Origin of the sequence: Shewanella sp. Arc9-LZ (assembly GCF_010092445.1) — a bacterium.
Taxonomy (GTDB): Bacteria; Pseudomonadota; Gammaproteobacteria; order Enterobacterales; family Shewanellaceae; genus Shewanella.
Genome location: NZ_CP048031.1, coordinates 4,205,873 through 4,229,669, shown reverse-complemented (window position 1 = coordinate 4,229,669; position 23,797 = coordinate 4,205,873). Strand labels below are relative to the sequence as shown.

Here is a 23,797-nt window from a genome sequence, read left to right as displayed (position 1 = left end):
ACTATTCGCCAGATAGTCCAGATATGTTAGTCTAAAAACTGGACTGACCAGTAACAGGGTGTTTCATGGAAAGAGAGTTGATTAAGTTGACGGTAGATAATGGCATTGCCCATGTTTGCTTAAATAGACCCAGTAAAATTAATGCGCTTAATGTTGAAATGTTTACTGCGATTGATAACGTAATTAAACAACTCCGTGGCGATAAACGAGTTAATGCGGTTATTTTATCGGGTGCGGAAGGTAACTTTTGTTCAGGCTTAGATGTGAAGAGTGTCGCGAGTTCACCGACAAGTGCATTAAAGCTTTTATTCAAGTGGTTGCCTGGTAATGCAAATTTAGCCCAACGTGTGTCGTTGGGATGGCAGCGTTTGCCTGTTCCTGTTATTGCGGTTCTAGAAGGTTGTTGCTACGGCGGTGGGACTCAAATTGCGCTAGGGGCAGATATTCGTATTGCGACGCCAAACTGTAAGTTGTCGATAATGGAAGCAAAGTGGGGGCTTGTGCCAGATATGGCTGGTTTGGTGGCATTAAGGCAAATTATGCCCAAAGACAAAGCGTTGATGTTGACCTATACCGCGGATATTTTAACTGCCGAGCAAGCACTTGAGCTAGGCTTGGTGACTCAAATAAGTGATAACGCTTATGAGTGTGCCACGGCACTAGCCCAAAAAATCATCCGCACTTCCCCGGATGCTAATGCTGCGATTAAACGCAGCATCAATCAAAGTTGGACCGCTTCAGTGCGCAGCCTATTAGCCCGAGAATCACTAAGCCAAATAAGATTGTTGCTGGGTAAAAACCGCGTGATTGCTGCGATTAGACAAACTAAAAATCCTGATAAAGCTTATCGGTCTCGTCAATCTTGGTGGTAATAATCTGTTTTCGCTAATGCTCTATTTTTAGTCATGGCTACGCTGAATTTACTATCTTCCGATAACGGTTCTGGAAAAGCCTTCTATTTGATCGAGGGCTTCTTCCCAGCCACTCGGGCTGCTTAAGTCCAAGCTCATTTGGTATTGGCGATAATACTTAGCAGGTTTCACTTGATTGTAGTTGAGGCGGGTAGGTGCTTGTTCAATTGAATTCGGATGTGCATCGGCGGATTGAATATCAAGGATCGGGATCGACATGGTGACTAATTGTTCGGCGATCGATTTACGCTGATTTTGCGGATCAATTAAATACTCAAATTCGCGATAAGCGTTGACGATGACTAGCACATCAGGGGTGGGAATTTTTTTGTCATAAAGCAGATTCGTGACCATGCCGGCCGTGTCATCAATAACAATTAGAATCTTGCCGCCAGGAAATAAACTGGTGGTTGAGGTTAATTGGTTCAGGGCTTCATTGAGATTACTTTGCTGAAAGTTACGTAATTCAAGCAATTGAGACGACTCATACTTTGGGATACTTTTATTGCTGGTTAATTGCAGTTGTTCGGTGCCTGCTTTAGTGATTTCTTCTGGTTTTGTTGCATAGTTAGGCCGATATAGCCCTTTTGCTGGGGTTAAACTAATACTTGCCCAACCGCGGGCATTAATATTGGTTCGTAAGTAGCTGGCTAAGCCGGCAGCATCAGCATCGGTGTCCGACGCAGCAATAATCATCGCTGAACCAAAGTGTTTTTTACTCTGCCAAGACCTTACAAGCACTTCAGTTTGTTTACCGTCAATAGTGATAAATTTGATTTCATCGGTAGGTAAGTAGCCGTAAGGTTGCTGTGCCTTTGCGCCAGGCGCTGCCAGTAATATGCTTATCGTTACGATTAATAACCGACTAAATTGTCCTAGTTGCACCATAACCTCGAGCGAATAACACCATAATGCGGTTAGCTTAATGTATAACCGCGAATAAAAACAATGCCCTGATATACAGGGCATTGGTTACACGACATGATTAATACAACATTATTTAATGCTAGTTAGCCGTTATACGTGGCTGACAAGTACCATACGTATTGCATCAAGCTGTAATTGACTGTTATCCATGTAGCCCGTTATCTCGGTCATTTGATTACGAATATATTCTAGCTCGTCTTCACGAATGTTCGGATTTACGGCTTTTAGGGCTTCAAGTCTTTCCAGCTCGCCTGTGAGTTGTTGAGTCATTTTAGCTCGAGCATTCACTACTAGCTGCTTAAGCGACTCTTTTGCATACTCTTCACCTTTGGCCAATAGCGGATGTAAAATAGGCTGTGAGGCATTAACAAGCTTGCTAGCGATGTGACGGTTTACCGCACTTAGCTGTTTGTCAAAACTGGCGTAGTCCACTTTATCTGCCATGTTAAGACCATTTTTATCCAATAACACCCGGATAGGTGTCGGTGGTAAATAACGGTATAACTGAGTCGATTTTGGGGCAGAGGCATCAGCCATGTAAATTAATTCTAAAAATAGCGTCCCCGCGGGAAGCGCTTTATTCTTTAGAATTGCCACACTGGTGGTGCCCGTTTCTGAGCCAGTGATTAAATCTAAGCCGGTTTGTACTAAAGGATGCTCTTGGGTGATAAATGCAATGTCATCACGAGACAAAGCGGTTTCACGATCAAACGTCACCGTAATACCGTCTTCATTCAGCCCAGGATAAGTAGGGAACATCATGTGTTCACTAGGGCGCAAGATAATCGAGTTTTCACCACGATCTTCTTGATCAACACCAATAATGTCCCATAAACGGATCACTGAACCGATTAGATGGGTATCATTATCGCTGTCTGATAAGCGCTTAATTAATGCATTGGCACGCTCGCCACCGTGAGAGTTTATCTCTAGCAGTTTATCGCGGCCTTGCTCCATTGCCTGTTTAAGCTCTTTATAACGATGCTGGGTGTGATTCAGCAATTGAGTCATCTGATCTTCATCATCGTCGCAAAGTACGTTAATCAGTTCATCGGCAAATTCGTTAAACAACACATGACCGCTCGGGCAGGTGAGTTCGAATGCATTTAATCCTTGATGATACCAACGCATCAATCTTTCTTGAGCGGTATCGCGCAAGTAAGGCAAATGAATTTGGATATCGTTTTGTTGCCCAATACGATCTAAGCGGCCAATACGTTGCTCTAACAAATCAGGATTAAGCGGCAAATCAAACAAAATCAAATGGCTAGCAAACTGGAAGTTACGCCCTTCGGAGCCTATTTCAGAACAAATTAATGCTTGGGCGCCGCCGTCTTCTTGAGCAAAGTAAGCGCCGGCTTTATCGCGTTCGATAATCGACATATCTTCATGGAATACCGTAGCTTGAATACCTTCGCGGGTTCGCAGCGCTTCTTCAAGGCTTAATGCAGTTTCAGCCTGGCTAGCAATAATCAGTACTTTTTTACTGCGATGCGATTTTAGGAACTCAATTAACCAGTCTACCCGTGGATCAAACTTCCACCAGCTGGCACTGTCATTTTCAAAGGCCTGGTAAAGCTTCTCAGGGCTTAATGCTTGTGCTGCTTTAGCCAGTGGCTGCTTGGCACTGCCCATCATGGCGTTAACGCGTTCAGCGGTCACGTACTGCGCAGGCATCTCATATGGATAAGCATTAAATATACGCTTTGGAAAGCCTTTTACTGATGCGCGACTGTTACGATAAAGTACGCGGCCAGTGCCATGGCGGTCGAGCAATTCTTGGAGCAATTCTTGACGTGCTGCTTGCTGTGATTCTGCATCAACCTCTTTTGACTGGATCAAACGAATGCTTGGCTCGATGTCTTTCTCGCTAAGCAACTCAGTTAAGCTGTTAATGGCACTGTCGGGTAATTTTTTATCCTGACTTAATGCTTCAGCTGCTTCTGCCACATCTTTGTAGCTTGCTTCTTCAGCTAAGAAAGCATCGTAATCATAAAAACGATCTGGATCGAGCAAACGTAAACGAGCAAAGTGGCTTTGATGACCGAGTTGATCAGGGGTCGCGGTAAGGAGTAATACACCAGGGACCACTTCACTTAACGCTTCGACGATTTTATAAGCGCGACTAGGGGCATCTTCTGACCATTCTAAATGGTGAGCTTCATCGACAACCATTAAGTCCCAATCAGCGTCTACAGCTTGTTCAAGACGCTTTTTCTTGCGCAGTAAATCAAGTGAACAAATAATTAACTGCTCGGTATAAAACGGATTGTCATTATCGGCATAAGCTTCTACGCATCGATCTTCATCAAATACTGAAAAGCGTAAATTAAAGCGGCGCAGCATTTCAACTAACCACTGGTGACGAAGTGTGTCCGGGACTATGACTAAAATACGTTCAGCACGACCAGTGAGTAATTGCTGATGAATAATTAAGCCAGCTTCAATGGTTTTACCTAAACCGACTTCATCGGCCAGTAATACGCGTGGAGCGTAACGGCTACCCACTTCATGAGCAATCCACTGCTGATGTGCAATTAAGCCTACGCGTGGGCCTTGTTGACCGAGTAAATCTGAGCTGGCTAATTTGTGGCGCAATAACTGACATTGATAACGCACCCCAAAACGTTCTAGGCGGTCAATTTGTCCGGCGAATAAACGATCTTGTGGTTTATTAAAGCGAATATTATGGCTTAGCATGGTCTCACGAAGACTGACTTTTTCTTGAGTCTCGCTATGAATACCATGATAAATCACCAATTGGTTTTTTTCTTCAAGCTCTTCAATGGTGATACTCCAACCTTCACCGCTTTCGACAGTGTCACCTGGGTTAAAAATAACTCGGGTTAAGGGAGCTTCACTGCGAGAAAACATCCGGTTTTCTCCAGTGGCAGGGAATAGCAGCGTAACCATGCGGCCTTCAACTTGAACGACTGTTCCTAATCCGAGTTCTGACTCGGTATCACTTATCCAGCGTTGACCTAAGGCAAACGGCATCTTTTACTCTCATTTATTGCGTGAAACAAAAAAGGGGGCGTATGTTAAACCAAACCCATCCAGATTGAAATTTTAGCATTGATTTATCGTTTAGATGTTCATTTTTACACCATCTTGACATGTTAGCGTCACATTGACGTCATAGTGTGAAGCAAAGGCGATGATGATGACATTGAGTTTTTACCCGACAAGTGACATATTTTATTAAGGCAGCATTGCTCATGGCAATGACCTGTTTTCAATAGAGACTTTAATTATCCCTTTAATGTTATACGTTTAGTTAAGTTAAGTGATACTGATATCTATTCATTGAGAGCACTCTGGAGGCACCATGCAACGAAACGACAAAAAGTTGTTTGTACTGGATACCAACGTGTTACTGCATGAACCTTTAGCGATATATTCGTTTAAGGAACATGACGTAGTTATTCCCATGACAGTGTTAGAAGAGCTCGACAGTATAAAGGACCGCAAACGAGATGTGAGTCGTGATGCACGAGTGGCTATACGTGCATTAGAAGATATTTTGGGTGGTCCCACGACCCCAGAGCAAATTTTAAAAGGCGTTGCATTGCCTACTCGCGAAGAACATTCTCAAGTTTCTGGTCATTTATCGATTTTCCCAGATCATCAAGTCGAGTTTATTATCGGCTCGCTGCCTGGAGACAATAACGATAACCGCATTATCAACACCGCCCTGCATTTACAAAAAATCCATTTTCCCCGCACTGTCGTGTTAGTCACTAAAGACATTAACATGCGCTTAAAAGCCAAAGGTGCAGGTATTGAGCGCGTAGAAGATTACCGCAGCGATCAGTTGATTGATGATGTGCGCTTTCTCGCCAAAGGCTTTTATCAATTCTCTGGGGATTTTTGGCAAAATGTCGATAAAGTCTCCACCGAACGTAGAGGGTTGCATACGGTTCACCAAGTACCATTGGAACATCTTGGTAATGAAAACTTTTATCTTAACCAGTATTTAATCGATGAAAGCTCGGATTTTTGTGGTCGAGTAATCAGTAAAACCGATAAACATTTACAGATGATCGATCGCGGCCGTGATCGCTTATTACATCATGAAGCATGGGGAATTAATCCTAAAAATATTTACCAAGGTATGGCGCTAGATGCTTTGCTAGATCCTGATATTGAACTGATTATTCTGACGGGGCCAGCGGGTTGCGGTAAGACGCTATTGGCAATGGCGGCGGCATTAGAATTGGTCGTCGAACGTAAGTTATATGACAAAATTATTGTCACCCGTAATACCCCCGAAATTGCTGAGTCGATAGGTTTTCTTCCGGGTAGCGAAGAAGAGAAAATGACCCCTTGGTTGGCTGCGATAACCGATACGCTAGAAGTGCTACATAAAAATGATGTAAACCCAGCAGGTAGTGTTAATTACATAATGGAAAAAGCCAATATTCAGTTTAAGTCGATTAACTTTATGCGTGGCCGCTCTATTCAAAACTCGGTGGTTATTTTAGATGAATGTCAAAACCTAACCGCGTCACAAATTAAAACCATGATCACTCGTATGGGCGAAGGCACTAAACTGATTTGTAGTGGTAATTTAGCCCAAATTGACTCGACGTATTTAACACCGGTTACATCAGGATTAACTTACATAGTCGAACGTTTTAAAGACTTTGAAGGCAGCGCCAATATTTATCTTAATGGTGTCGTACGGTCTCGTTTAGCGGAGTTTGCAGAGGAGCATTTGTAACGGCTTAACTTGCTAAGGAAATCACTTTATTAATCATGGTTATATCCTGTCTATATACATAAGGTTACACAAGATAACCTTATGTATTTTCAATCGCCTACAATATGCCTTAATATTTGTAGTCTGTATTACTTGCAGGTTGGACAAGTATCTCTGGAGCCATTAATACATGTGCTTGAGCTTATCTTCCTGATATCATAATCATTACTGTTATAACTGCCGTTTTTGGTGTTATTCGTTCGACAGCGGGTCTTTTTTTTACGCTGTATCAAGGGTGGTTAATGAAACCGACTGAGCCAGATTTACAACTAAAATCTCCTATTCAACGTAATTATAACCGAGCGGTGTTCTACACCTATATCGGGGTGATTGTGATGGCTTTGCTGACCGCTGGCATTATGTTTGAGCGTCAAAAAGAGCAGCAAATTCAACAGCGAGAAGAACAAGTTGCCCGTCATGTTATGCAAATCGACTTATTGCTTGAGTCGAGCATTCGTGCGGTGAAAAGTTTGCGTGATGTGGCGGTGGACCATTTACGTTTGGGGGAGTTTGTTCGTAAAGAGCGCTTACCAGAGTATGAAAAATTTAACGAAGATGGCCAGTATTTCACCTTAGAACCTAATTATGCCAACAGCGGCGTGCCGTTTACCAATATGGGACGCATTACGGGTGCGGGTTCATTAAATGACCGTAGCGAGAGCTTTTATCAAGAGCTTGAAATGCTGTTTGAACTGTCATTATCCTTCCCAGTCGCGAAAGAAGCAGCGCCTAAAGCTTCGTCGATTTATTATATTTCTAAGCGTCGGATGATGTCATTTTATCCATGGGAAAATAATGACTTACGCTTTAGGGATGAGCTGCTCAATAAGAAACAATTTCAATTAGCGACACCTTCAATGAACCCACAACGGAGTGTGTTTTGGAGTGAGGCATACATCGATTCGGCGCATCAAGGCCTTATTACTACGCTTGGTTTACCGGTATATCTAGAAGATGAGTTTATCGGTTCGATTAACCTCGACATGACGTTATCATCGCTGGATAAACAAATTCGTACCTATTTTAAAATGCCCGGTACGGTGATCTTGCTTGACCAGCAAAATAATATTTTATCTCACAGTGATTTTGACTCCAGTGAAATGAATAAGGTTTACCACATTAGCCAGCGAATTCCGGCAGAGTTACATTCATTATCGGAATCTGAGCTATTTGATGCCCACGAAGGCATATTGCGAAACGGTTATTATATTCATAGTGTGGCACTGCATAACGCGCCATGGCGATTACTGTATTTGCAAGATGAAGATGATTTATTTAAAGATTCTTGGGACAAGCTGCAACTGAGTTTTCTGTTAGTGGTATTGGCTTTGTCGCTGCTGGTTACCATAGTGCATTGGCAAACTCGCCGAGCATTCGTTAGCCCTGCTTCACGCTTATTAACCCATCTAGAAGCATGTTCACAAACGCCTATCCGTCCGCCAGAGAAAATTACCCGTGGTTGGGAGCCATGGTTTGCGCTAGTGAGTCGTATTTTTGAAGAAAACCGTCAGTATACTCATCATCTTGCCGAACAAAACAAACGTCTTGATAACTTAGTTGCTAGGCGCACTCAGCGTTTACGTGAAACAACAGAGCGCCGTGAGCGAGAGTTTGCACTGTTACGATCATTGATCGATTCGATCCCTGAAGCGATCGTGTTTAAAGACAAAGAAGGCAAATACTTAGGCTGTAATAAGTCAGCTGAAAGAATGCTGGGTTATACCGAAAATGAGATTATAGGCTTAACGTCATCAGAAGTGGTGAGCCCAGAGCAAGGCTTGCGCATTGGGGAAGAAGACAACAAAGTGCTGACCCAGCAACATTCCTTGCGTTACCAAGAACGAGTGAATATTGAAGGTAAACCGGTATTACTCGATACCTTTAAATTGCCGTTTTACAATCGCCGTGGCGATCTATTAGGTTTGATCTCTGTTTGGCGCGATATTACCCGTGAATATGAAGCTGCTGAACAGTTACGTATGTCTGAGCAACGTTATCATCTTGCTATGGATGCGGTAGAAGATGGCCTGTGGGATTGGTACATTGATTCTGAACAGATTATTTGTAATCCGGCTTTTTATTCTATGTTGGGTTATCAAGCTAATGAGTTTCCACCGTTACTCGAATCAATCGATGAGTTGTATCATCCTGACGATCGAGAACGGGTCCAAGAGTACCGCTCTCAATATGTGCGCGATCCGGTTGGCACTTATGAAATCGAATTTAGAATGCGCGGTAAAAATGACCAGTACTACTGGGTGTTATCCCGTGGTCGAGCGGTTGAGTTTTCTGAGGATGGTTGTAGTAAGCGGATGCTCGGTACACATAAAGACATTACCCGCCAGAAGAGTAACGAAGTCGCCTTGCTTGAAGCAAAACAAGACGCCGAGTTAGCCAACATGTACAAGAGCGAATTTTTGGCCAACATGAGTCACGAAATTCGGACACCTATGAACGCGATTATTGGGATGTTGCAGTTAGCACAACGCACTAGCTTGACCGTGCAGCAACAAGATTATCTTAATAAAGCCGGTTTTTCTGCCCAATCGTTACTGCGAATTATTAATGACATTTTAGATTTTTCTAAAATTGAAGCAGGCAAATTAGAATTAGAAAGAGTCGCGTTTCCGCTGGATAAAGTGCTTGATCATGTTATTGATATTAATGCGCTTAAAGCGCAAGAAAAAGGCGTTGAATTACTGCTATATGCGCCTGTTACCGCAGGGCTTATTTTGTATGGCGATCCACTGCGTTTAGGCCAGGTCATCGTTAATTTATTGTCTAATGCGGTCAAATTTACCCAAACCGGTGAAGTTGAGCTGGGTTGTGAAGATGTGGGTGAGCGTGACGACCGTATTACCATGAAGTTCTGGGTACGCGATAGCGGTATTGGGATCAGTAAAGATCAACAAGCAATGCTGTTTGATGCATTCTCACAAGCCGATGGTTCAACCACACGTAAATATGGTGGCACAGGCTTAGGGTTATCTATCAGTAAACATTTAGTGTCGATGATGGGTGGTACCATGCAAGTTGAGTCCGAACTGGGCGCCGGCAGTACTTTTAGTTTTACCATTAGCTTTGAAATTGCCGAAGAACAAGTGATCGAGCCGCTGGTAGTGCCAGAACAGTTAAATAACCTGACAACGCTGGTGGTTGACGACAACCCAAGTGCATTACAAATTTATTCTACATTGATGACCGACTTTAGCTTTGGTGTAAACACGGCTGACAGTGGTCAAAAAGCACTGGATATATTGCGTAAAAAACCAGTCGATTTATTGTTGTTGGATTGGATGATGCCTGAAATGAACGGCTGTGATGTTATTAAGGCGATAGATGAAATGGTCGCAGATGGTAGCTTAGCAAAGCGTCCTATTATTATCTTAATGACCGCTTATGCTGCTGAACCGTTAGACCATGAGCTGCAAAAAAATTCTGTTTATGCCGTGTTACAAAAACCGTTTAAGGCCTCGGCGTTATTTGATGAAATTATTAATGCTTTTGCCAAAGAACCCAAGCTAAATGCAATGCCGGTTATTATTGAAGCAGAACCCGCTAAAGCATCTGGCTTAGTATTGTTGGTTGAGGATAACTTTATTAACCAACAAGTGGCATCAGAATTACTCAAAAGTGCTGGTTATGAAGTTGTGATAGCCGACAATGGCCAAGTGGCATTAGATGTGATTGATTCTAAACCATTTGATGCAGTGTTAATGGATATTCAAATGCCGGTAATGGATGGATTAACTGCCACCGCCGAATTACGCAAACGTTATAGCAAACAACAAATGCCCATTATTGCCATGACTGCGCACGCAATGTCGGGTGATAAAGAAAAAAGTTTAGCAGCAGGCATGAATGCGCATATCACTAAGCCGATTGTGCTTACTGAATTATTTGAAACCTTATCTCATTGGATTACATATAAACATAATCATAAAGACGATTAGTATTTTTGAAGATAGGATATAAACGACAGGGAGATTAATTATGGTCCGCCGAAGTATTTCATTGGCGCTGTTGCTGGCAATCACTCCAGCAACATTACTTTCTAACGCAGCAATGGCTGCCAGCGACTCAGCCCAAAAAATAATTAATAATGCTGAAGTGGCAAAAGGCTTTATCAATCTATTTTATGATGCCAAATCCGCACAGCTTTATTTACAAGCGAATAAGCTCAATCAACCCTTTCTATTGCTGACCAGTTTACCTCATGGTGTTGGTTCAAATGATATCGGTTTAGACCGTGGCCAGCTCGGCCAAACCCGAATGGTACAATTTGAACAGCATGGTCCTTATGTTGTGCTCAAGCAGCTGAATACCTATTTTCGCGCCTCCAGTGATAACGTTGCTGAGCGTCAAGCGGTCACACAAGCTTTTGCTGAATCGATTTTATGGCGCGGTAAATTAGTTGAAGGTAAAACGGCATTAGTCGCGATTAATGACCTAGTGATTAATGATTTGCATGGGGTGTCGGATGTATTAACGGCAACTAAGCAAGGTTTGTACAGCTTAGACAGCAGCCGCTCAGTGATATTGCCGCAAGAGATTAAATCGTTTGAACGTAATGCTGATATTGATGTTAATTTAACCTTTAAAGCCAGCAAAGCAGGCAAGCAAGTTGAGCAAGTTACTCCAGACGGTAAATTGTTGTCTGTTCAAGTGCGCTATTCCTTTGTGCAACTCCCTGATGTGGGTTATCAACCTCGTCGTTATCATCCCATGAGCGGTTATTTATCTGATGAATATGCCGATTATTCTACCGCAGTTGATCAACCACTGACTCAACGCCATTTGCTGCGCCACAGATTAGAAAAAGTTACTCCGGGTGATGCTCCCAGTAAAGTGGTTAAACCTATCATTTATTACCTCGACCCAGGTGTACCTGAGCCTATTCGCAGTGCATTATTGGAAGGTGCACGTTGGTGGGAAAGTGCATTTACTGATGCCGGTTTCATTGACGGCTTTAAAGTTGAATTGTTGCCAGAAGGTGCAGACCCTCAAGACGTTCGCTATAACATGATCCAATGGGTGCATCGCGCCACAAGAGGTTGGTCATATGGCGCAGCAGTAACCGACCCTCGTACCGGTGAAATCATTAAAGGTAATGTCACGCTTGGCAGCTTAAGAGTACGCCAAGATCATCTTATTGCTCGAGGGCTAACGGCTGGTTGGCCTGATCGTAAAGCCGCTGCTGATGCCGCCATGGCATTGTCGCTTGCCCGTATTCGCCAGTTAGCAGCGCATGAAGTGGGCCATACCTTAGGGCTTGACCATAACTTTGCTGCATCAACAAACGATAATGCTTCGGTAATGGATTATCCGCATCCGTACGTGAGTATTCAAGGCGATAAAATTAATATTGCCACGCCTTACACCGAAGGAATTGGTGAGTGGGACAAATACACCATCGCTTATGGTTATGGAGGCCTTACGCAGACCGAGTCTTTGTTAACGTCGACCCTAACTAAAGGCTTTCGATATATTGGGGAAGCAGACTCTCGTAGTGCCAGCGCCAGTAATGCATACGCCAGTTTATGGGATCGTGGTAACGATGCGGTAGCAGAGTTAGTACGTTTAGAAACAGTGCGTCGTAAAGCGATGGATGACTTTAACTCAGATGCTTTATTAGCCGGTGAACCTCATGGCGAATTAGCCGATGTATTTGTGCCCATATATTTGCTCACGCGTTATCAAATAGAAGCCGCAGCAAAGTGGATTGGCGGGACGGATTACAGTTATCAGCAAGTAGGTTCTGGCGTACGTTGGAATTATATTCGGCCTAAAATGCAACTTGCTGCGCTCGATGCATTATTGGCGAGTTTGCAAACAGAGAGCTTGTTAGTACCAAGTAATGTGTTGCAAGCGTTAGTGCCAAAAGCCGGTAATTATCGAAAAACTCGTGAAAGCTTTGGATCAAACTTAGGCGTGATAACTGATCCTGTGGCGATGGCAGAAGTGTTGAGCCGTCATATTGTGGCGCAATTATTAACCCCTGAACGTTTAAACCGTGTCAGTCAGGCCTATATGGAAGACAGTCAGCAACTGTCGGTGGTTCAATTAATCGATAAGCTTGCGGGTGCCAGTTTGTATCAAGACTTACCGAGTGGCCAGGGCCTAGCGATGCAAATGCGCGTCAATACAGTGGTGATTGATAGTTTGTTAGCAACGTACCATAGCCCTAAAACAGCGCCCGAAGTCAAAGCACAGTTAGCCGCAAGAGTTGACTATATTATTAAGCAACTTAAACGCCGCAGTAACCGTGGCAGCGATTATCAATCGGCGCATTACGATTGGCTGTTTCAAGGTATAACGAAAGGCATGACCGATCCTACTTATCGATTAATCACCAAGCCGGTGGACCTGCCTCCTGGCTCGCCAATTTAAGTGTTGGCTGATAGTGTTGGCTGATAGTGTTGGGTGATAGTGTTGAGTGATGTATAGCGGATAATACGCGACCTCTATTGGGGTCGCGTATTGCTTTGTATCACCGCAACAGCATGATGATAGTGTTTGGAGTATGGCTATTATGTTTGAGGTAAAGTGGCTTCTGCAACGATGACTTTAGGGTTTCTAGGGTAGAAATCATCTGCTTTACGATCGATATGGCTAAATTGGCGAGTGTTTTTATAGGGCAGTTTCATAAAACCTGAAATACCATGACCTTGAATTTTATTTGCGTGAGTCATAATTCGATCTAAACAGGCTCGAAATGCCGCCTGTTTTCGTGGATTTAATAAACGTAAGTAACTGTGGATTTTTAAATGGTTTGGTAGCGCTTCAAAAATAATACAGCCAGTATGGTGGATTTGATTTAACCACCCCAGTTCGGTCATGATTTCTGCTGGCAGTTCCAAGTTTTCTTCCGGATCTTTACCGTCTTCAAAGTATGAGTGCAGCCGAGATTTATCTTCCAAGGTGGGCACATCACCGACCTCAAACGGCATTTGCAGTTCACCGGTTATTTTATATTGGTGCTCGGTGCTTTTTCGCTCAAGGTGTAAGGTGTCTTTGGCATTAAAGAAGCAAGCCTTGAACACTCCAATCCGCTTAATTCCTCGCGCCATGGTGACCATATTATTTACTGCTAACACTAACGGCGCTTTACTGTCGGGATCGTAAATAGCTAAATTGGAGTCGATAAACACCCCAGACTCTTGCCAATGGATCACCAAACCGCCAACGATTGGATACTGTGCTAAACGGCCTACTGCGGCAATAAAGCCTTTTTCGGTATCGGCCATACCCACCATAAAATTGCGATAGTATTTTTCTAATTGCACATCATCCATTTTGGCAATGGGATCTAGAGTATTGTGCTCTTTCAAAAACGATTTACGCGAGCTGTAACTTACGGTTTCGACGGCTTTAGATCGCGGTTGAGCCCACACCGGAATGTCGGGTGCTAGCGGAGGTGACGATAATATCGGCAAATGCATTCGATGGCTGTGGCGCAGGCTTTTGAGAAAGTAATCACCCGCAAGATTGCGCCGTTCAACATCATCACTGAGCATTGCATCGAGTGTTTTTGCCAGTTCGATAGGTAATCCTATGCTGGTGGCTGGAATGATTTTTGTGCCGAAACGGCTAATTTGTCCTGATGCGAGTGCATATAAGGTTGCAGCAGCGCCTTGCTCGTCGAATCGAGGCGTAGATAACGCACCGCTCAGTTGTTCGTCACCAATAAAATACACATCGCCCATGCGCGCGTTAGTGTGCTGTTGGTCGCTTGATAGTAAGGACATGACATTGTCATCAACCGCGCGGCCGTGTTCATCTCGCTGAGCAAATACCGCAGATCCCCAATCGATTAAGGACAATTTGTCGGTTTCAATATCATAAACCAAGTTAGATGGCTTAATATCGCCATGCACTAAAGGCTTACCCTTACGCAGATAATATAAAATATTGGCTAATTGTCTCGCAATACTGACGATAATTACCGGCGGTAAAGCCCCTAATCTCTGGCAAATTTTGTCGAGATCTTCTCCTTGAGCCCGTTCCATTACTAAAATGCCTTGCTTACCGACCCGTTCGAATTTTATCGCCCCAGGTATATTTGGGTGTTTTACTTGGCTAAGCATATAGGCTTCTTCTTCAAGCCTATCTTGGACGCTTTGGGGTAAATTTACCCTTGAGAATTTAAACACATGTGATTGGCTAAACTCATTGATACCCGCAAATACAAAGCCATAGGCCCCCTTACCAATAAATTCAATTTGCTGATATCCCAATTTACTCAGCTGTTGCTTACACAAGCGGATCCAGGCCTTATGCTTGCGTGCATCATTGGCGCTGAGCAGATAGATGGACTGCTCTTCATTGATATAAAAGTGTTGCAGTTGCGGTGTTTGCAAAGGTAAGCCTCCTTTTTAAGTCCATTAAACCTTGATTAACCTTACTGCGGCAAGTGCTTCTTATTGAAAACAACAGATTGTATCCAAACATCCACGCAGTCTATTTAAACATGGCGGTTCTTTGACTCAATACCGCACAGTATTTTCTGTGAGCAAGGATTTTTAATTGTAAACGGCCGCTTCCTATCTAAAAAATTATGATAAGTAAACCTTGACCTATATCAAATCAAAATCAATCAACACTCGGTACTATGGCTGTACTAGTTAATCAACGTTTTTGTGAGAGGTTATATGCATAATATAAATAAAGCTGATTTAATTCAGCTATTTAATTTTCCTCGGCAGCGAATTTTACAATCAATGGAAGTCACCCATTGTCCCCATGCAGTGTTTTTTAATCAAAGTGATGAGCAATGCATAACCTGTCATCAGGGGGAGGAGTGTTTATGGATTAATCATAACGATGAAATGGTTGCGCTTGAGATGAAGTCGGTTGACCAATTAAAGCAACAATTATTAATAGCGGTCGATTACATTGACTCAAATTTAAGCCCACACCACATGTCGCGCAGAAAGTGCCAATGTGAAAACTGTCGTTGGTTAAGGCAAGTACAAATGACACTAGACGGTAAAGCTTAGGCAGTTGAATGCCAAATCATTAAGGGAGGTTGCATCCTTTTTTTTTAGTCTTTAAAGTAGCCAGCATCTCATTAGCAACTTGACTGAAGAATAGCATCATGGAACCCAGCTTTTGGCATGAAAAATGGCAGTTACAACAAATTGGTTTTCACCAAAACCAAGTGAACCCTTTTTTAGTAAAATATTGGTCGCATATTGGTTTGAATGAAAACACTGAGGTATTCGTTCCTCTATGTGGTAAATCATTGGATATGTTTTATTTGGCCGAGCAGCGCCATACTGTGCTGGGATGTGAACTCAATACCCTCGCAGTTGAACAATTTTTTACCGACAATGATCTTACTTATCAAGTTAATCATACCGACGAACATGTAGTCTTTTCTGCCGATCAAGTCACCTTATATCAAGGGGATATTTTTACTCTACCCAAAAGTGCAACAGCGTCGATTAGTGGTTTTTACGATCGTGCTGCCCTGATTGCGTGGCCAGAAGAAATGCGCCAACAGTATGTTAAAGCACTCGCTGCGCTTATACCGGCGAATGTAAGTGGCTTATTAATTACCCTAGATTACCTACAAGATACTCTGAAAGGGCCGCCATTTGCAGTCAGTCCAGATTGGGTTAAAAGCTATTTAACACCATATTTTGATGTTGAATTATTGGAGTGTGTTGATGTACTGGCTGACAATCCGAGGTTTATGAATAAACACGTGCCTTGGCTTAATGAAGCCGTTTATAAGTTGACCCGAAAATCATAAACAGACCCTAAAACCTACCTATAACATCGGTAGGTTTTTTTATAACAGGCTAAGTCGGCTGTTTTCTGTAGACTAGCAAATGAATAATCAAAGGATCCGCAATGAACTTCAGTGATAAACCTGACCGCACATCGTCAAAAGCCCATAAATGGGAAAAATACAAAGGTACAGATATATTGCCTATGTGGATTGCTGATACTGAGTTTCGCTGTGCTGAGCCTATTTTGTCTGCCTTACATCAGCGCATTGATGATGGCCTGTTCGGTTATACCCTTCCAGCTCACGATACCGATGCCAGTGAGGCCGTTGTGGCGTGGTGTCAACGTCAATATAACTGGAAGATTGATCCTAGTTGGCTAGTGTGGACTCCGGGTGTGGTGCCTGCATTTAATGTGGCTATTCAAGCTTATTGCCAAGCAGGTGATACGGTTATCGTACAAACACCCAATTATCCTCCTATATTGGCTGCACCGGCAATTAATCATCTCAAGCGAACTTGTATCGGCTCGATAGAAGTGGATGGTCGCTGGACACTCGATTTTGATGCCTTGGAAGAGGCTGCTGCGGATCCTAAAGCCAGCTTATTTATTATGTGTAATCCAATGAATCCGCTTGGAACCGTCTTAAACCAAGCAGAACTCGACACAATTGCAGCAATATGCAGAAAACATGGCGTCATGCTGTGCTCGGATGAAATACACTGTGATTTAATTTTAGATGACGTGCCACATTTACCCGCCAGTGCGCACCCAGAATTGGCTGAGCATTCAGTGACATTAATGGCCGCCAGTAAAACCTTCAATATCGCGGGATTAGGTACGTCTTTCGCTATTATTCCAAACGAAAAATTAAGAGTAGCATTCAACCATGCAGCCCGCGGCAGGTTACCATCGGTAACAGTCACAGGTCTTACCGCCACTAATGCAGCCTTCAGGCATTGCGATGAGTGGCATCAACAACAAGTGGCGTATTTAACTGAAAATCGTGATTATCTAGTGACTGAAATCAACAAAATCGACGGTTTAAAAGCTATCTCACCCGCGGCGACTTTTTTACTGTGGGTTGATGCCAGCGGTTTACAAGTCCCCGATACGCAAGCATGGTGTGAAGCCAAAGGTGTCGGCCCATCAGCGGGCAGAGACTTTGGTGATAAAGACTGTTTTCGCTTGAACTTCGGCTGTTCACGAGATTACTTAGTCGAAGCAATTAAAAAACTGCAGGGCAGAGACGTTTAACCACCGGCAAAACTTTTTTTACGGGTAATATCAATATAAAGTAAAAAAATTGACCCTTTATCCAGTAGTTAATCGTATGAATGTAGAATAAGAATTAAAGGAACGTGTTTCACGATGACATTACCTATACAAAACGCTCAAGGAATGGCTAAAAGATCCGCAACATTTGTTGACTCTGGATCATTGCGCCGAACCCCTACACTGGACAGTGGCACCGTGGATGATAAGCGCCAAGAAATAGCGCTTTACTTCACCAACACCTTTGATACCTATACGCAACTGTTTGATTGTTTGCGCGACGATACTGGTTTCTATCAAAAACCTATACCTTTGCGCCACCCGCTTATTTTTTATCTTGGGCATACGGCCACTTTTTTCATCAACAAGCTACTATTGGCAAAACTGATATCCGATCGGATTAATCCTCATATGGAATCTATTTTTGCTGTGGGCGTTGATGAAATGAGCTGGGATGATTTGTCTGAAGACAGTTATGACTGGCCCAGTGTTGCTGCGGTAAAAGACTACCGTGCAAAAGTGCGCGCCACAGTATTAACATTAATTGATACCTTGGACCTTGCCCTACCCATTGATTGGGAAAATACCTGGTGGCCCATCGTCATGGGTATTGAGCACGAGCGTATTCACCTTGAGACATCGTCGGTACTCATTCGCCAACATGAGTTGGCTAAAGTCCAGCCATTACCTCAATGGCCAGCTTGTAAAGATGCTGGCCAGGCGCCAAAAAATAAACTAATAAGCGTCGCCGCTGGCTCAGTTAATCTTGGACAATCATTTGATAATGCATTTTATGGCTGGGACAATGAATATGGCCAACATCAGGCTGAGGTAGCTGAGTTTAAAGCCAGCCAATATTTAGTCAGCAATCAGGAGTTCCTCGAGTTTGTTGAGGACGGTGGTTATGAGCATAATCGTTTTTGGAGTGATGAAGGTCTGGCTTGGCGGCAATTTACTGAGGCAAAACACCCAGCATTTTGGCGTTGGCACAATGGCTGGCGCTTGCGCTTAATGACGGAAGAAATTGATATGGCTTGGGACTGGCCTGCCGAAGTTAACTATCATGAAGCGAAAGCGTTTTGTGAATGGAAGACTGAAGAAACTGGACAGAAAATTCGCATGCCAACTGAAGACGAATGGTATCGATTGTGTGCACAAGCGGGCGTAGAAGAGCTGGGTAGCAGCGCGGCCAATGCAAACTTGCATCTCGACCATTTTGCATCATGCTGCCCGGTAACACGCTATCAACATGGCAATTGGTTTGATGTGGTGGGCAACGTATGGCAATGGACTGAAACGCCTATTTACCCCTTCGATAACTTTAAAGTACATCCGCTGTATGACGATTTCACCACGCCAACTTTTGATGGTAAACACAACTTGATCAAAGGTGGTTCATGGATTTCAAGTGGAAACGAAGCGCGTCTTAGTGCACGTTATGCATTTAGGCGTCACTTTACGCAGCACGCCGGATTTCGTTATATTGCCTCTGAAGTTGATGCAACGTCTCCTAAGGCTTACTACGAAAGTGACCAATTATTGTCAGAATATGCAGAGTTTCACTTTGGTGACACCTGGTATGGCGTAGAGAATTTTCCTAAAGCTTTAGCTGATATTGCACTTGAGGCAATGAAGGGTAAACCCACCGGTAAAGCACTTGACTTAGGTTGTGCCTGTGGCCGAGCAAGTTTTGAGTTGGCCCGCCAGTTCGATGACGTAGACGGTATTGATTTTTCAGCAAACTTTACTCGCCTAGCAGCTAAAATGGCGCAGCAAGGCGCAGTGCGTTACGCCCGTGCCGAAGAAGGCGAATTAGTGAGCTATCATACTCGTACCCTGCAAGAATTAGGGTTGGACACTTATGCAAACCGTGTCGCATTTCATCAAGGCGACGCCTGTAACCTCAAATCCCAATTCACGGCTTATGATTTAGTTTTAGCCGCTAATTTGATTGACCGACTCTACCAGCCGAGTCGTTTTCTGGCGGATATGGCACAGCGCATCAATGATGGCGGCTTGCTTATTATTGCATCGCCTTACACGTGGTTGGAAGAACATACACCTAAGGAAGAGTGGATAGGTGGTTTCAAAAAAGATGGTGAAAACTACAGCACGTTAGATGGCTTGAAAGATCAACTATCAAGCCATTTTAAGTTGGTTGGTGAGCCGCGCAAAGTCCCGTTTGTGATCCGCGAAACTCAGCACAAGTTTCAGCATACTTTGTCTGAACTTACGGTTTGGGAGCGCTTGCCACGCTGATAAGTGTCTCAATTTCTTGAGCAATCAATTTGTGGTCTGCCAGTTGTTCAAACCAGCTGGTGGCCACAGCATCGCTTTGCAATCCCAGTAAGGTTCCCAGCACTATTCCTCGATGTACGTTGTCACCGCCTAAGTTAGTATTCACTCGCAGTGCTTGCCAAGGATCATTTTGGTATTTACAGGCCAGATACAAGACGACAGGCCAAGAATCTGAAATATAACATGCCCTTGAAAATATTTGGCCGACGACCTGATTGTCGGGCACATTACGTTTTAACAGACCGGCTAAATTAGTACTGGTTAGGCCTATGCTTGCTTCAAGTAAAAGAGCCTTAACGCCTACTTCATCCGGCCCATCCATCAGAGCGCACAACAGTTGCACGTAGCTATCACATACCTGCATTAAAGATTCATCAGGATGGGTTAAGGCCAGATGCGCTCGGCAGGTAATCTTTATTTCGGCTTCGCTTATGCCCTTAAGTCGTTCTGAAAAAACCAAAGGTGCTATGGTCACCAATGCACCAATAGATGCCGTGTCGTGAGTTATCATGCCACAGTTTTCAGGCTTGCGTCCCTGCGCCAAGTTAGCAAAAAATCCTCTATGGTAGGACTCTGCATAAGTATCGGGATGAGCGGCGGGAGTCATTGTCATAAAGTCAATGTAGGCATTAACAAATGCTTGTCGGTCATAGGGTTGTGGCGAACTCGCCAGGGTGCGCATCACTACTCGAGCGCAATGGGCGTTGAGGGTGTTTTCACCCGCCTGCATGCCTTGATGATAATGCACATTCGGTTTGTCCCAAAACTGCGCCTTATCTTTTAAAATAATATCGCCTACCACTTGCGGCGACTGATCGTTAGCTGAATGCCCCTTAGACGACCGATCATTGGATTGTCGCCCCCCTTTATGTTTGGAGTGCAAGGACATAATAGATGAAGGGTGAAACTCAGGTGCGGCCTCAAAGCGCTCAATACCACCAATAAAGGCACGCTCGATTTCCATCGGTTGATAATACCAATGCACTGGCATGGCCAAAGCATCAGCAATAAAGCTTGTTTTAAGTGCCCAGGTAACGCGAAGTGGCTGAGAAGGGTTGTGATTCATGATAATACCTCTTTCACATGGTAAAAAAGAATACGTATCTGCATTAGATACAGCAACAATAGGTTGTGAATCGATAACGAATGGATAATTTTTACCATGTGAATATTGATTAAAAACGTATGTGGTCATACTAGATACGTTATTTATACAAAACTAGACGTTTTTTTAAGGCAATAGGCTAAATTTATTTCGCAACCAAAATCTTCAACCCGACAAGCGCAACAGCTTTTTGAGTATGGGGAGGACGAAGAGGATATCGCGGATGTAACCCATTGTGCCTGTAAATGAGCTTGTAAATGAATGTATAAATAATCATGTGCAGCACTCTGTGATGATATATCTTTTGAGTTGGCTTTTACTTGGTTGCTAACCTACTGGTTGTAATAGATAAAATGTTTATTTTTAATATCCTGCTTGTTTGTAGTTTACCCAATTACTTGTGCTGATATACTCAGCTTCATCCCAATTGTTACCATAATGTGTGCCAATGTCTGTAATCACTCCCAACTTACCCCGTAGCCCTAGTTTTTTGCAGTCTCTTATCTGTTTTAGCGTGATTATCATCACCATAGCGGGTGGACTTTTTGGTCTAGGGATCAGCCTGCATACACTGATGTTTCTGTGCTTGTTATGGATAGGACTCAACGCTTTTAGTCTTGGTTACGGCTATATACATATACGTGAGTTGATGACTAGCGCCCTTACCAGAGCCATGCCTGCCATCTATATATTTATATTGATCGGCATGGTGATTGCTAGTTTTATGCACAGTGGCACCATCGCCACGCTTATTTATTATGGTCTTAGTTGGCTGAGTCCGAGTTTGTTTTTGGCGGTTGGTTTATTACTGTGCGCCTTGATGTCGCTAGCAACTGGAACATCTTGGGGTACTGTCGGCACCTTAGGCGTGGTTTTTATTGGCATCGGCTCTGCGATGAATATTCCACTGCCTTTAGTCGCAGGTATGATTGTCTGCGGTGCAACTTTCGGTGATAAAATGTCGCCGATTTCAGATACCACAAACCTCGCCGCTATGAGTGCTGGCACGGATCTCTATCGACACATTTACTCCATGCTGTTCACTACTACGCCGACTTTTATCCTCACTTTTTTAATATTTTTAGTGATCGGATTTAACTATGGTGAGCAAAATCTAGACTTGGCAGAAGTTACCTCAATTCAAACCGCACTTGCCAACAATTACAGCCTTACGCCGCTGATTACGTTATTACCCCTGATTTTACTCGCGGTACTGAGCATTAGAAAAGTGCCCGCAGAAGTGACGATGTCATGCAGCATAATACTCGCCGTGCTAATCGCGATTTTTTATCAGCAACAAAGTGCTATCTCTGTGCTTAATGCGCTGTGGGAAAATACACCGGAATCAACGGGTATCCCCAGTTTAGATGCTTTGCTTGGTCGCGGCGGCATTAGCAGTATGAGCTGGACCTTGCTGCTGGCGTTAATGGCTATCGCGCTAGGCGGCATTTTACACGGTGCGGGATTTCTCACCGCACTATTAGCCGGCATCATAAAAAGAGTGCAGCGCACCGCCACCCTTATTGCGACGACGATTATGTCCGGTTTTTTAGGTAACATTGCTATGGGAGAGGCTTATATTTCGATTATTCTCAGTTGCCAACTGTTTAAGCCCAAATATGAGCAACAAAATTTAGAGGCCGCCATTCTTTCGCGCTCAGTTGAAGAAGGTGCCACTATGACTACAGGCCTTATTCCGTGGACCACAGCTGGTGCCTTTTATACCGCCACTCTAGGGGTAGACGTACTTGACTACGCGCCCTATGCTTTTTTCAACTACCTTAATGCTATCATAGCAGTGGCAATGGCCGCCTTTGGTATTGGTCTTCTCAAACCGAAAACTAAACCAGCTTTGGCGTAAAGGATATTAATCTCTTATCAATCCATAGGGCTGTTAGCGTTAAGACTGTAAATTTAGCCAATGCTTGAGCTGAATCGACCGCCATAGCGTTTAACATTTTTTATAGCATTGTTTTTATAACATAGTATTTATAACATTGATTATAAATACTATTAGCTACACTTCGTCTTCAAAGATACTTTCAATAGGTAGCTTGAATAAACGTGCCGCTTTAAAGGCTAATGGCAAACTAGGATCAAACTTACCAGTTTCGATCGCATTGATCGTCTGCCTGGAAACATTAAGTAAGTCTGCTAGTTGTGCTTGGGTCAGGTCTTGCTCTGCCCTGAGTACTTTTAGGCGATTTTTCATTGGTACTTCCTATGGCCTAAAATAATACCGACTAAATAGGTGAGTCCCATAATGATCACCAAGTGAGAAATTTCCGCGTGACCAGCTATTAAGTTTGTTGTGTCTAAATTTGAGTAGCTCAAGCCAACAATTAGCCCCACCCCCAGACTGAGGCCCATCGCATTTAATTGAATTTTTTGCTGCAATTCATCTAAGCCAAGTAGTTGGCGTCTATTGGCTAAAATCATCCCGATACCCATCATGAAATTAATGCCAATGGCCATTATGGTGATGACATCTTGTTGCCAAATAAATTGTGGACCAAAGTTGGCGACGGCCATACTTATCACCCACGCTAAAGTCCATTTTGCTAAACGAGCTGTATTATGTTTGTTGGTATTTTTCCAGTCTTGATTGTGTGTTAGTGGCGACATTATCAACATTCCCTTGGTCGTGTTTAGTTGTCATTATGTCAACTAAGCTTGACTTTAAGTTATCGCAATCTATTAATACTTGTCAAGTAAGCTTTACTTTTTCGAGGTGTTGTAAATTAACCTCAACTCGGGTTAAAAGGTGGGATATGTAAGGCAAAA

15 protein-coding genes are annotated in these 23,797 nt (G+C 43.4%); 9 read left to right on the top strand and 6 right to left on the bottom strand.

What is annotated here, in order from left to right:
• The first annotated feature begins 65 nt into the window (after positions 1–65).
• On the top strand, positions 66–872 hold the full coding sequence (locus GUY17_RS18165) for a crotonase/enoyl-CoA hydratase family protein (protein WP_162023915.1): 807 nt from the start codon (positions 66–68) through the stop codon (positions 870–872).
• 51 nt (positions 873–923) lie between these two features.
• On the opposite strand, the gene GUY17_RS18160 is transcribed toward GUY17_RS18165, so the two are convergent.
• Together GUY17_RS18160 and rapA are read right to left on the bottom strand one after the other, a co-directional pair.
• Positions 924–1,799 (bottom strand): alpha/beta hydrolase family protein, encoded by an 876-nt coding sequence (locus GUY17_RS18160; RefSeq protein WP_254439831.1) that lies wholly within the window; start codon positions 1,797–1,799, stop codon positions 924–926.
• Positions 1,800–1,928: 129 nt separating this feature from the next.
• On the bottom strand, positions 1,929–4,835 hold the full coding sequence (rapA, locus tag GUY17_RS18155) for an RNA polymerase-associated protein RapA (RefSeq protein WP_101085147.1): 2,907 nt from the start codon (positions 4,833–4,835) through the stop codon (positions 1,929–1,931).
• Positions 4,836–5,166: 331 nt separating this feature from the next.
• Here rapA and GUY17_RS18150 point away from each other — a divergent pair, with 331 nt between their 5' ends.
• The 3 genes from GUY17_RS18150 to GUY17_RS18140 all read left to right on the top strand — a co-directional run bounded on the left by GUY17_RS18150 (position 5,167) and on the right by GUY17_RS18140 (position 12,990).
• Entirely contained in the window at positions 5,167–6,561 is a 1,395-nt protein-coding gene (locus GUY17_RS18150) for a PhoH family protein (RefSeq protein WP_162023913.1), read from the top strand.
• A 281-nt stretch (positions 6,562–6,842) separates the two neighbouring features.
• Entirely contained in the window at positions 6,843–10,553 is a 3,711-nt protein-coding gene (locus tag GUY17_RS18145; RefSeq protein ID WP_162023912.1) for a response regulator, read from the top strand.
• Positions 10,554–10,593: 40 nt separating this feature from the next.
• On the top strand, positions 10,594–12,990 hold the full coding sequence (locus GUY17_RS18140; RefSeq protein WP_162023911.1) for a zinc-dependent metalloprotease: 2,397 nt from the start codon (positions 10,594–10,596) through the stop codon (positions 12,988–12,990).
• 140 nt (positions 12,991–13,130) lie between these two features.
• Here GUY17_RS18140 and GUY17_RS18135 read toward each other — a convergent pair whose 3' ends face one another.
• The gene (locus GUY17_RS18135) at positions 13,131–14,960 is read right to left on the bottom strand and encodes a protein kinase (protein ID WP_162023910.1); all 1,830 of its coding nucleotides are present in this window, start codon (positions 14,958–14,960) and stop codon (positions 13,131–13,133) included.
• Positions 14,961–15,251: 291 nt separating this feature from the next.
• Here GUY17_RS18135 and GUY17_RS18130 point away from each other — a divergent pair, with 291 nt between their 5' ends.
• The 4 genes from GUY17_RS18130 (at position 15,252) to ovoA (ending at position 19,869) form a co-directional block, all read left to right on the top strand.
• On the top strand, positions 15,252–15,599 hold the full coding sequence (locus GUY17_RS18130) for a hypothetical protein (RefSeq protein ID WP_101085154.1): 348 nt from the start codon (positions 15,252–15,254) through the stop codon (positions 15,597–15,599).
• A gap of 98 nt (positions 15,600–15,697) precedes the next feature.
• Positions 15,698–16,357 carry a thiopurine S-methyltransferase gene (locus GUY17_RS18125; protein ID WP_162023909.1) on the top strand — a complete coding sequence of 220 codons (660 nt, stop codon included), beginning with the start codon at positions 15,698–15,700 and terminating at the stop codon, positions 16,355–16,357.
• A 101-nt stretch (positions 16,358–16,458) separates the two neighbouring features.
• Positions 16,459–17,592, top strand: coding sequence for a MalY/PatB family protein (locus GUY17_RS18120; protein ID WP_162023908.1), 1,134 nt, complete (start codon positions 16,459–16,461; stop codon positions 17,590–17,592).
• 114 nt (positions 17,593–17,706) lie between these two features.
• Positions 17,707–19,869: a 5-histidylcysteine sulfoxide synthase gene (ovoA, locus tag GUY17_RS18115; protein ID WP_162023907.1), complete on the top strand. Its 2,163-nt coding sequence runs from the start codon at positions 17,707–17,709 to the stop codon at positions 19,867–19,869.
• On the opposite strand, the gene GUY17_RS18110 is transcribed toward ovoA, so the two are convergent.
• A complete protein-coding gene (locus GUY17_RS18110; RefSeq protein ID WP_162023906.1) occupies positions 19,841–20,974 on the bottom strand; it encodes an ADP-ribosylglycohydrolase family protein in 1,134 nt (377 codons plus the stop codon). The genes ovoA and GUY17_RS18110 overlap by 29 nt on opposite strands.
• Positions 20,975–21,461: 487 nt before the next feature.
• Here GUY17_RS18110 and nhaC point away from each other — a divergent pair, with 487 nt between their 5' ends.
• Positions 21,462–22,874, top strand: a complete 1,413-nt coding sequence (nhaC, locus tag GUY17_RS18105) for a Na+/H+ antiporter NhaC (protein WP_174839657.1) — start codon at positions 21,462–21,464, stop codon at positions 22,872–22,874.
• Positions 22,875–23,030: 156 nt separating this feature from the next.
• Here the strand turns inward: nhaC and GUY17_RS18100 are convergent, their stop codons facing one another.
• The gene (locus tag GUY17_RS18100; protein WP_162023905.1) at positions 23,031–23,225 is read right to left on the bottom strand and encodes a helix-turn-helix transcriptional regulator; all 195 of its coding nucleotides are present in this window, start codon (positions 23,223–23,225) and stop codon (positions 23,031–23,033) included.
• Entirely contained in the window at positions 23,222–23,638 is a 417-nt protein-coding gene (locus tag GUY17_RS18095) for a hypothetical protein (RefSeq protein ID WP_101085159.1), read from the bottom strand. The genes GUY17_RS18100 and GUY17_RS18095 overlap by 4 nt, the downstream gene beginning before the upstream one ends.
• Between the last annotated feature and the right edge of the window lie 159 nt (positions 23,639–23,797).

What these genes read in the sequence shown, in the direction of transcription:
- GUY17_RS18165 (WP_162023915.1), top strand. Translation starts at nt 66, where the DNA reads ATGGAAAGAGAGTTGATTAAGTTGACGGTAGATAATGGCATTGCCCAT.
- GUY17_RS18160 (WP_254439831.1), bottom strand. Translation starts at nt 1,799, where the DNA reads ATGGTGCAACTAGGACAATTTAGTCGGTTATTAATCGTAACGATAAGC.
- rapA (WP_101085147.1), bottom strand. Translation starts at nt 4,835, where the DNA reads ATGCCGTTTGCCTTAGGTCAACGCTGGATAAGTGATACCGAGTCAGAA.
- GUY17_RS18150 (WP_162023913.1), top strand. Translation starts at nt 5,167, where the DNA reads ATGCAACGAAACGACAAAAAGTTGTTTGTACTGGATACCAACGTGTTA.
- GUY17_RS18145 (WP_162023912.1), top strand. Translation starts at nt 6,843, where the DNA reads ATGAAACCGACTGAGCCAGATTTACAACTAAAATCTCCTATTCAACGT.
- GUY17_RS18140 (WP_162023911.1), top strand. Translation starts at nt 10,594, where the DNA reads ATGGTCCGCCGAAGTATTTCATTGGCGCTGTTGCTGGCAATCACTCCA.
- GUY17_RS18130 (WP_101085154.1), top strand. Translation starts at nt 15,252, where the DNA reads ATGCATAATATAAATAAAGCTGATTTAATTCAGCTATTTAATTTTCCT.
- GUY17_RS18125 (WP_162023909.1), top strand. Translation starts at nt 15,698, where the DNA reads ATGGAACCCAGCTTTTGGCATGAAAAATGGCAGTTACAACAAATTGGT.
- GUY17_RS18120 (WP_162023908.1), top strand. Translation starts at nt 16,459, where the DNA reads ATGAACTTCAGTGATAAACCTGACCGCACATCGTCAAAAGCCCATAAA.
- ovoA (WP_162023907.1), top strand. Translation starts at nt 17,707, where the DNA reads ATGACATTACCTATACAAAACGCTCAAGGAATGGCTAAAAGATCCGCA.
- GUY17_RS18110 (WP_162023906.1), bottom strand. Translation starts at nt 20,974, where the DNA reads ATGAATCACAACCCTTCTCAGCCACTTCGCGTTACCTGGGCACTTAAA.
- nhaC (WP_174839657.1), top strand. Translation starts at nt 21,462, where the DNA reads ATGTCTGTAATCACTCCCAACTTACCCCGTAGCCCTAGTTTTTTGCAG.
- GUY17_RS18100 (WP_162023905.1), bottom strand. Translation starts at nt 23,225, where the DNA reads ATGAAAAATCGCCTAAAAGTACTCAGGGCAGAGCAAGACCTGACCCAA.
- GUY17_RS18095 (WP_101085159.1), bottom strand. Translation starts at nt 23,638, where the DNA reads ATGTCGCCACTAACACACAATCAAGACTGGAAAAATACCAACAAACAT.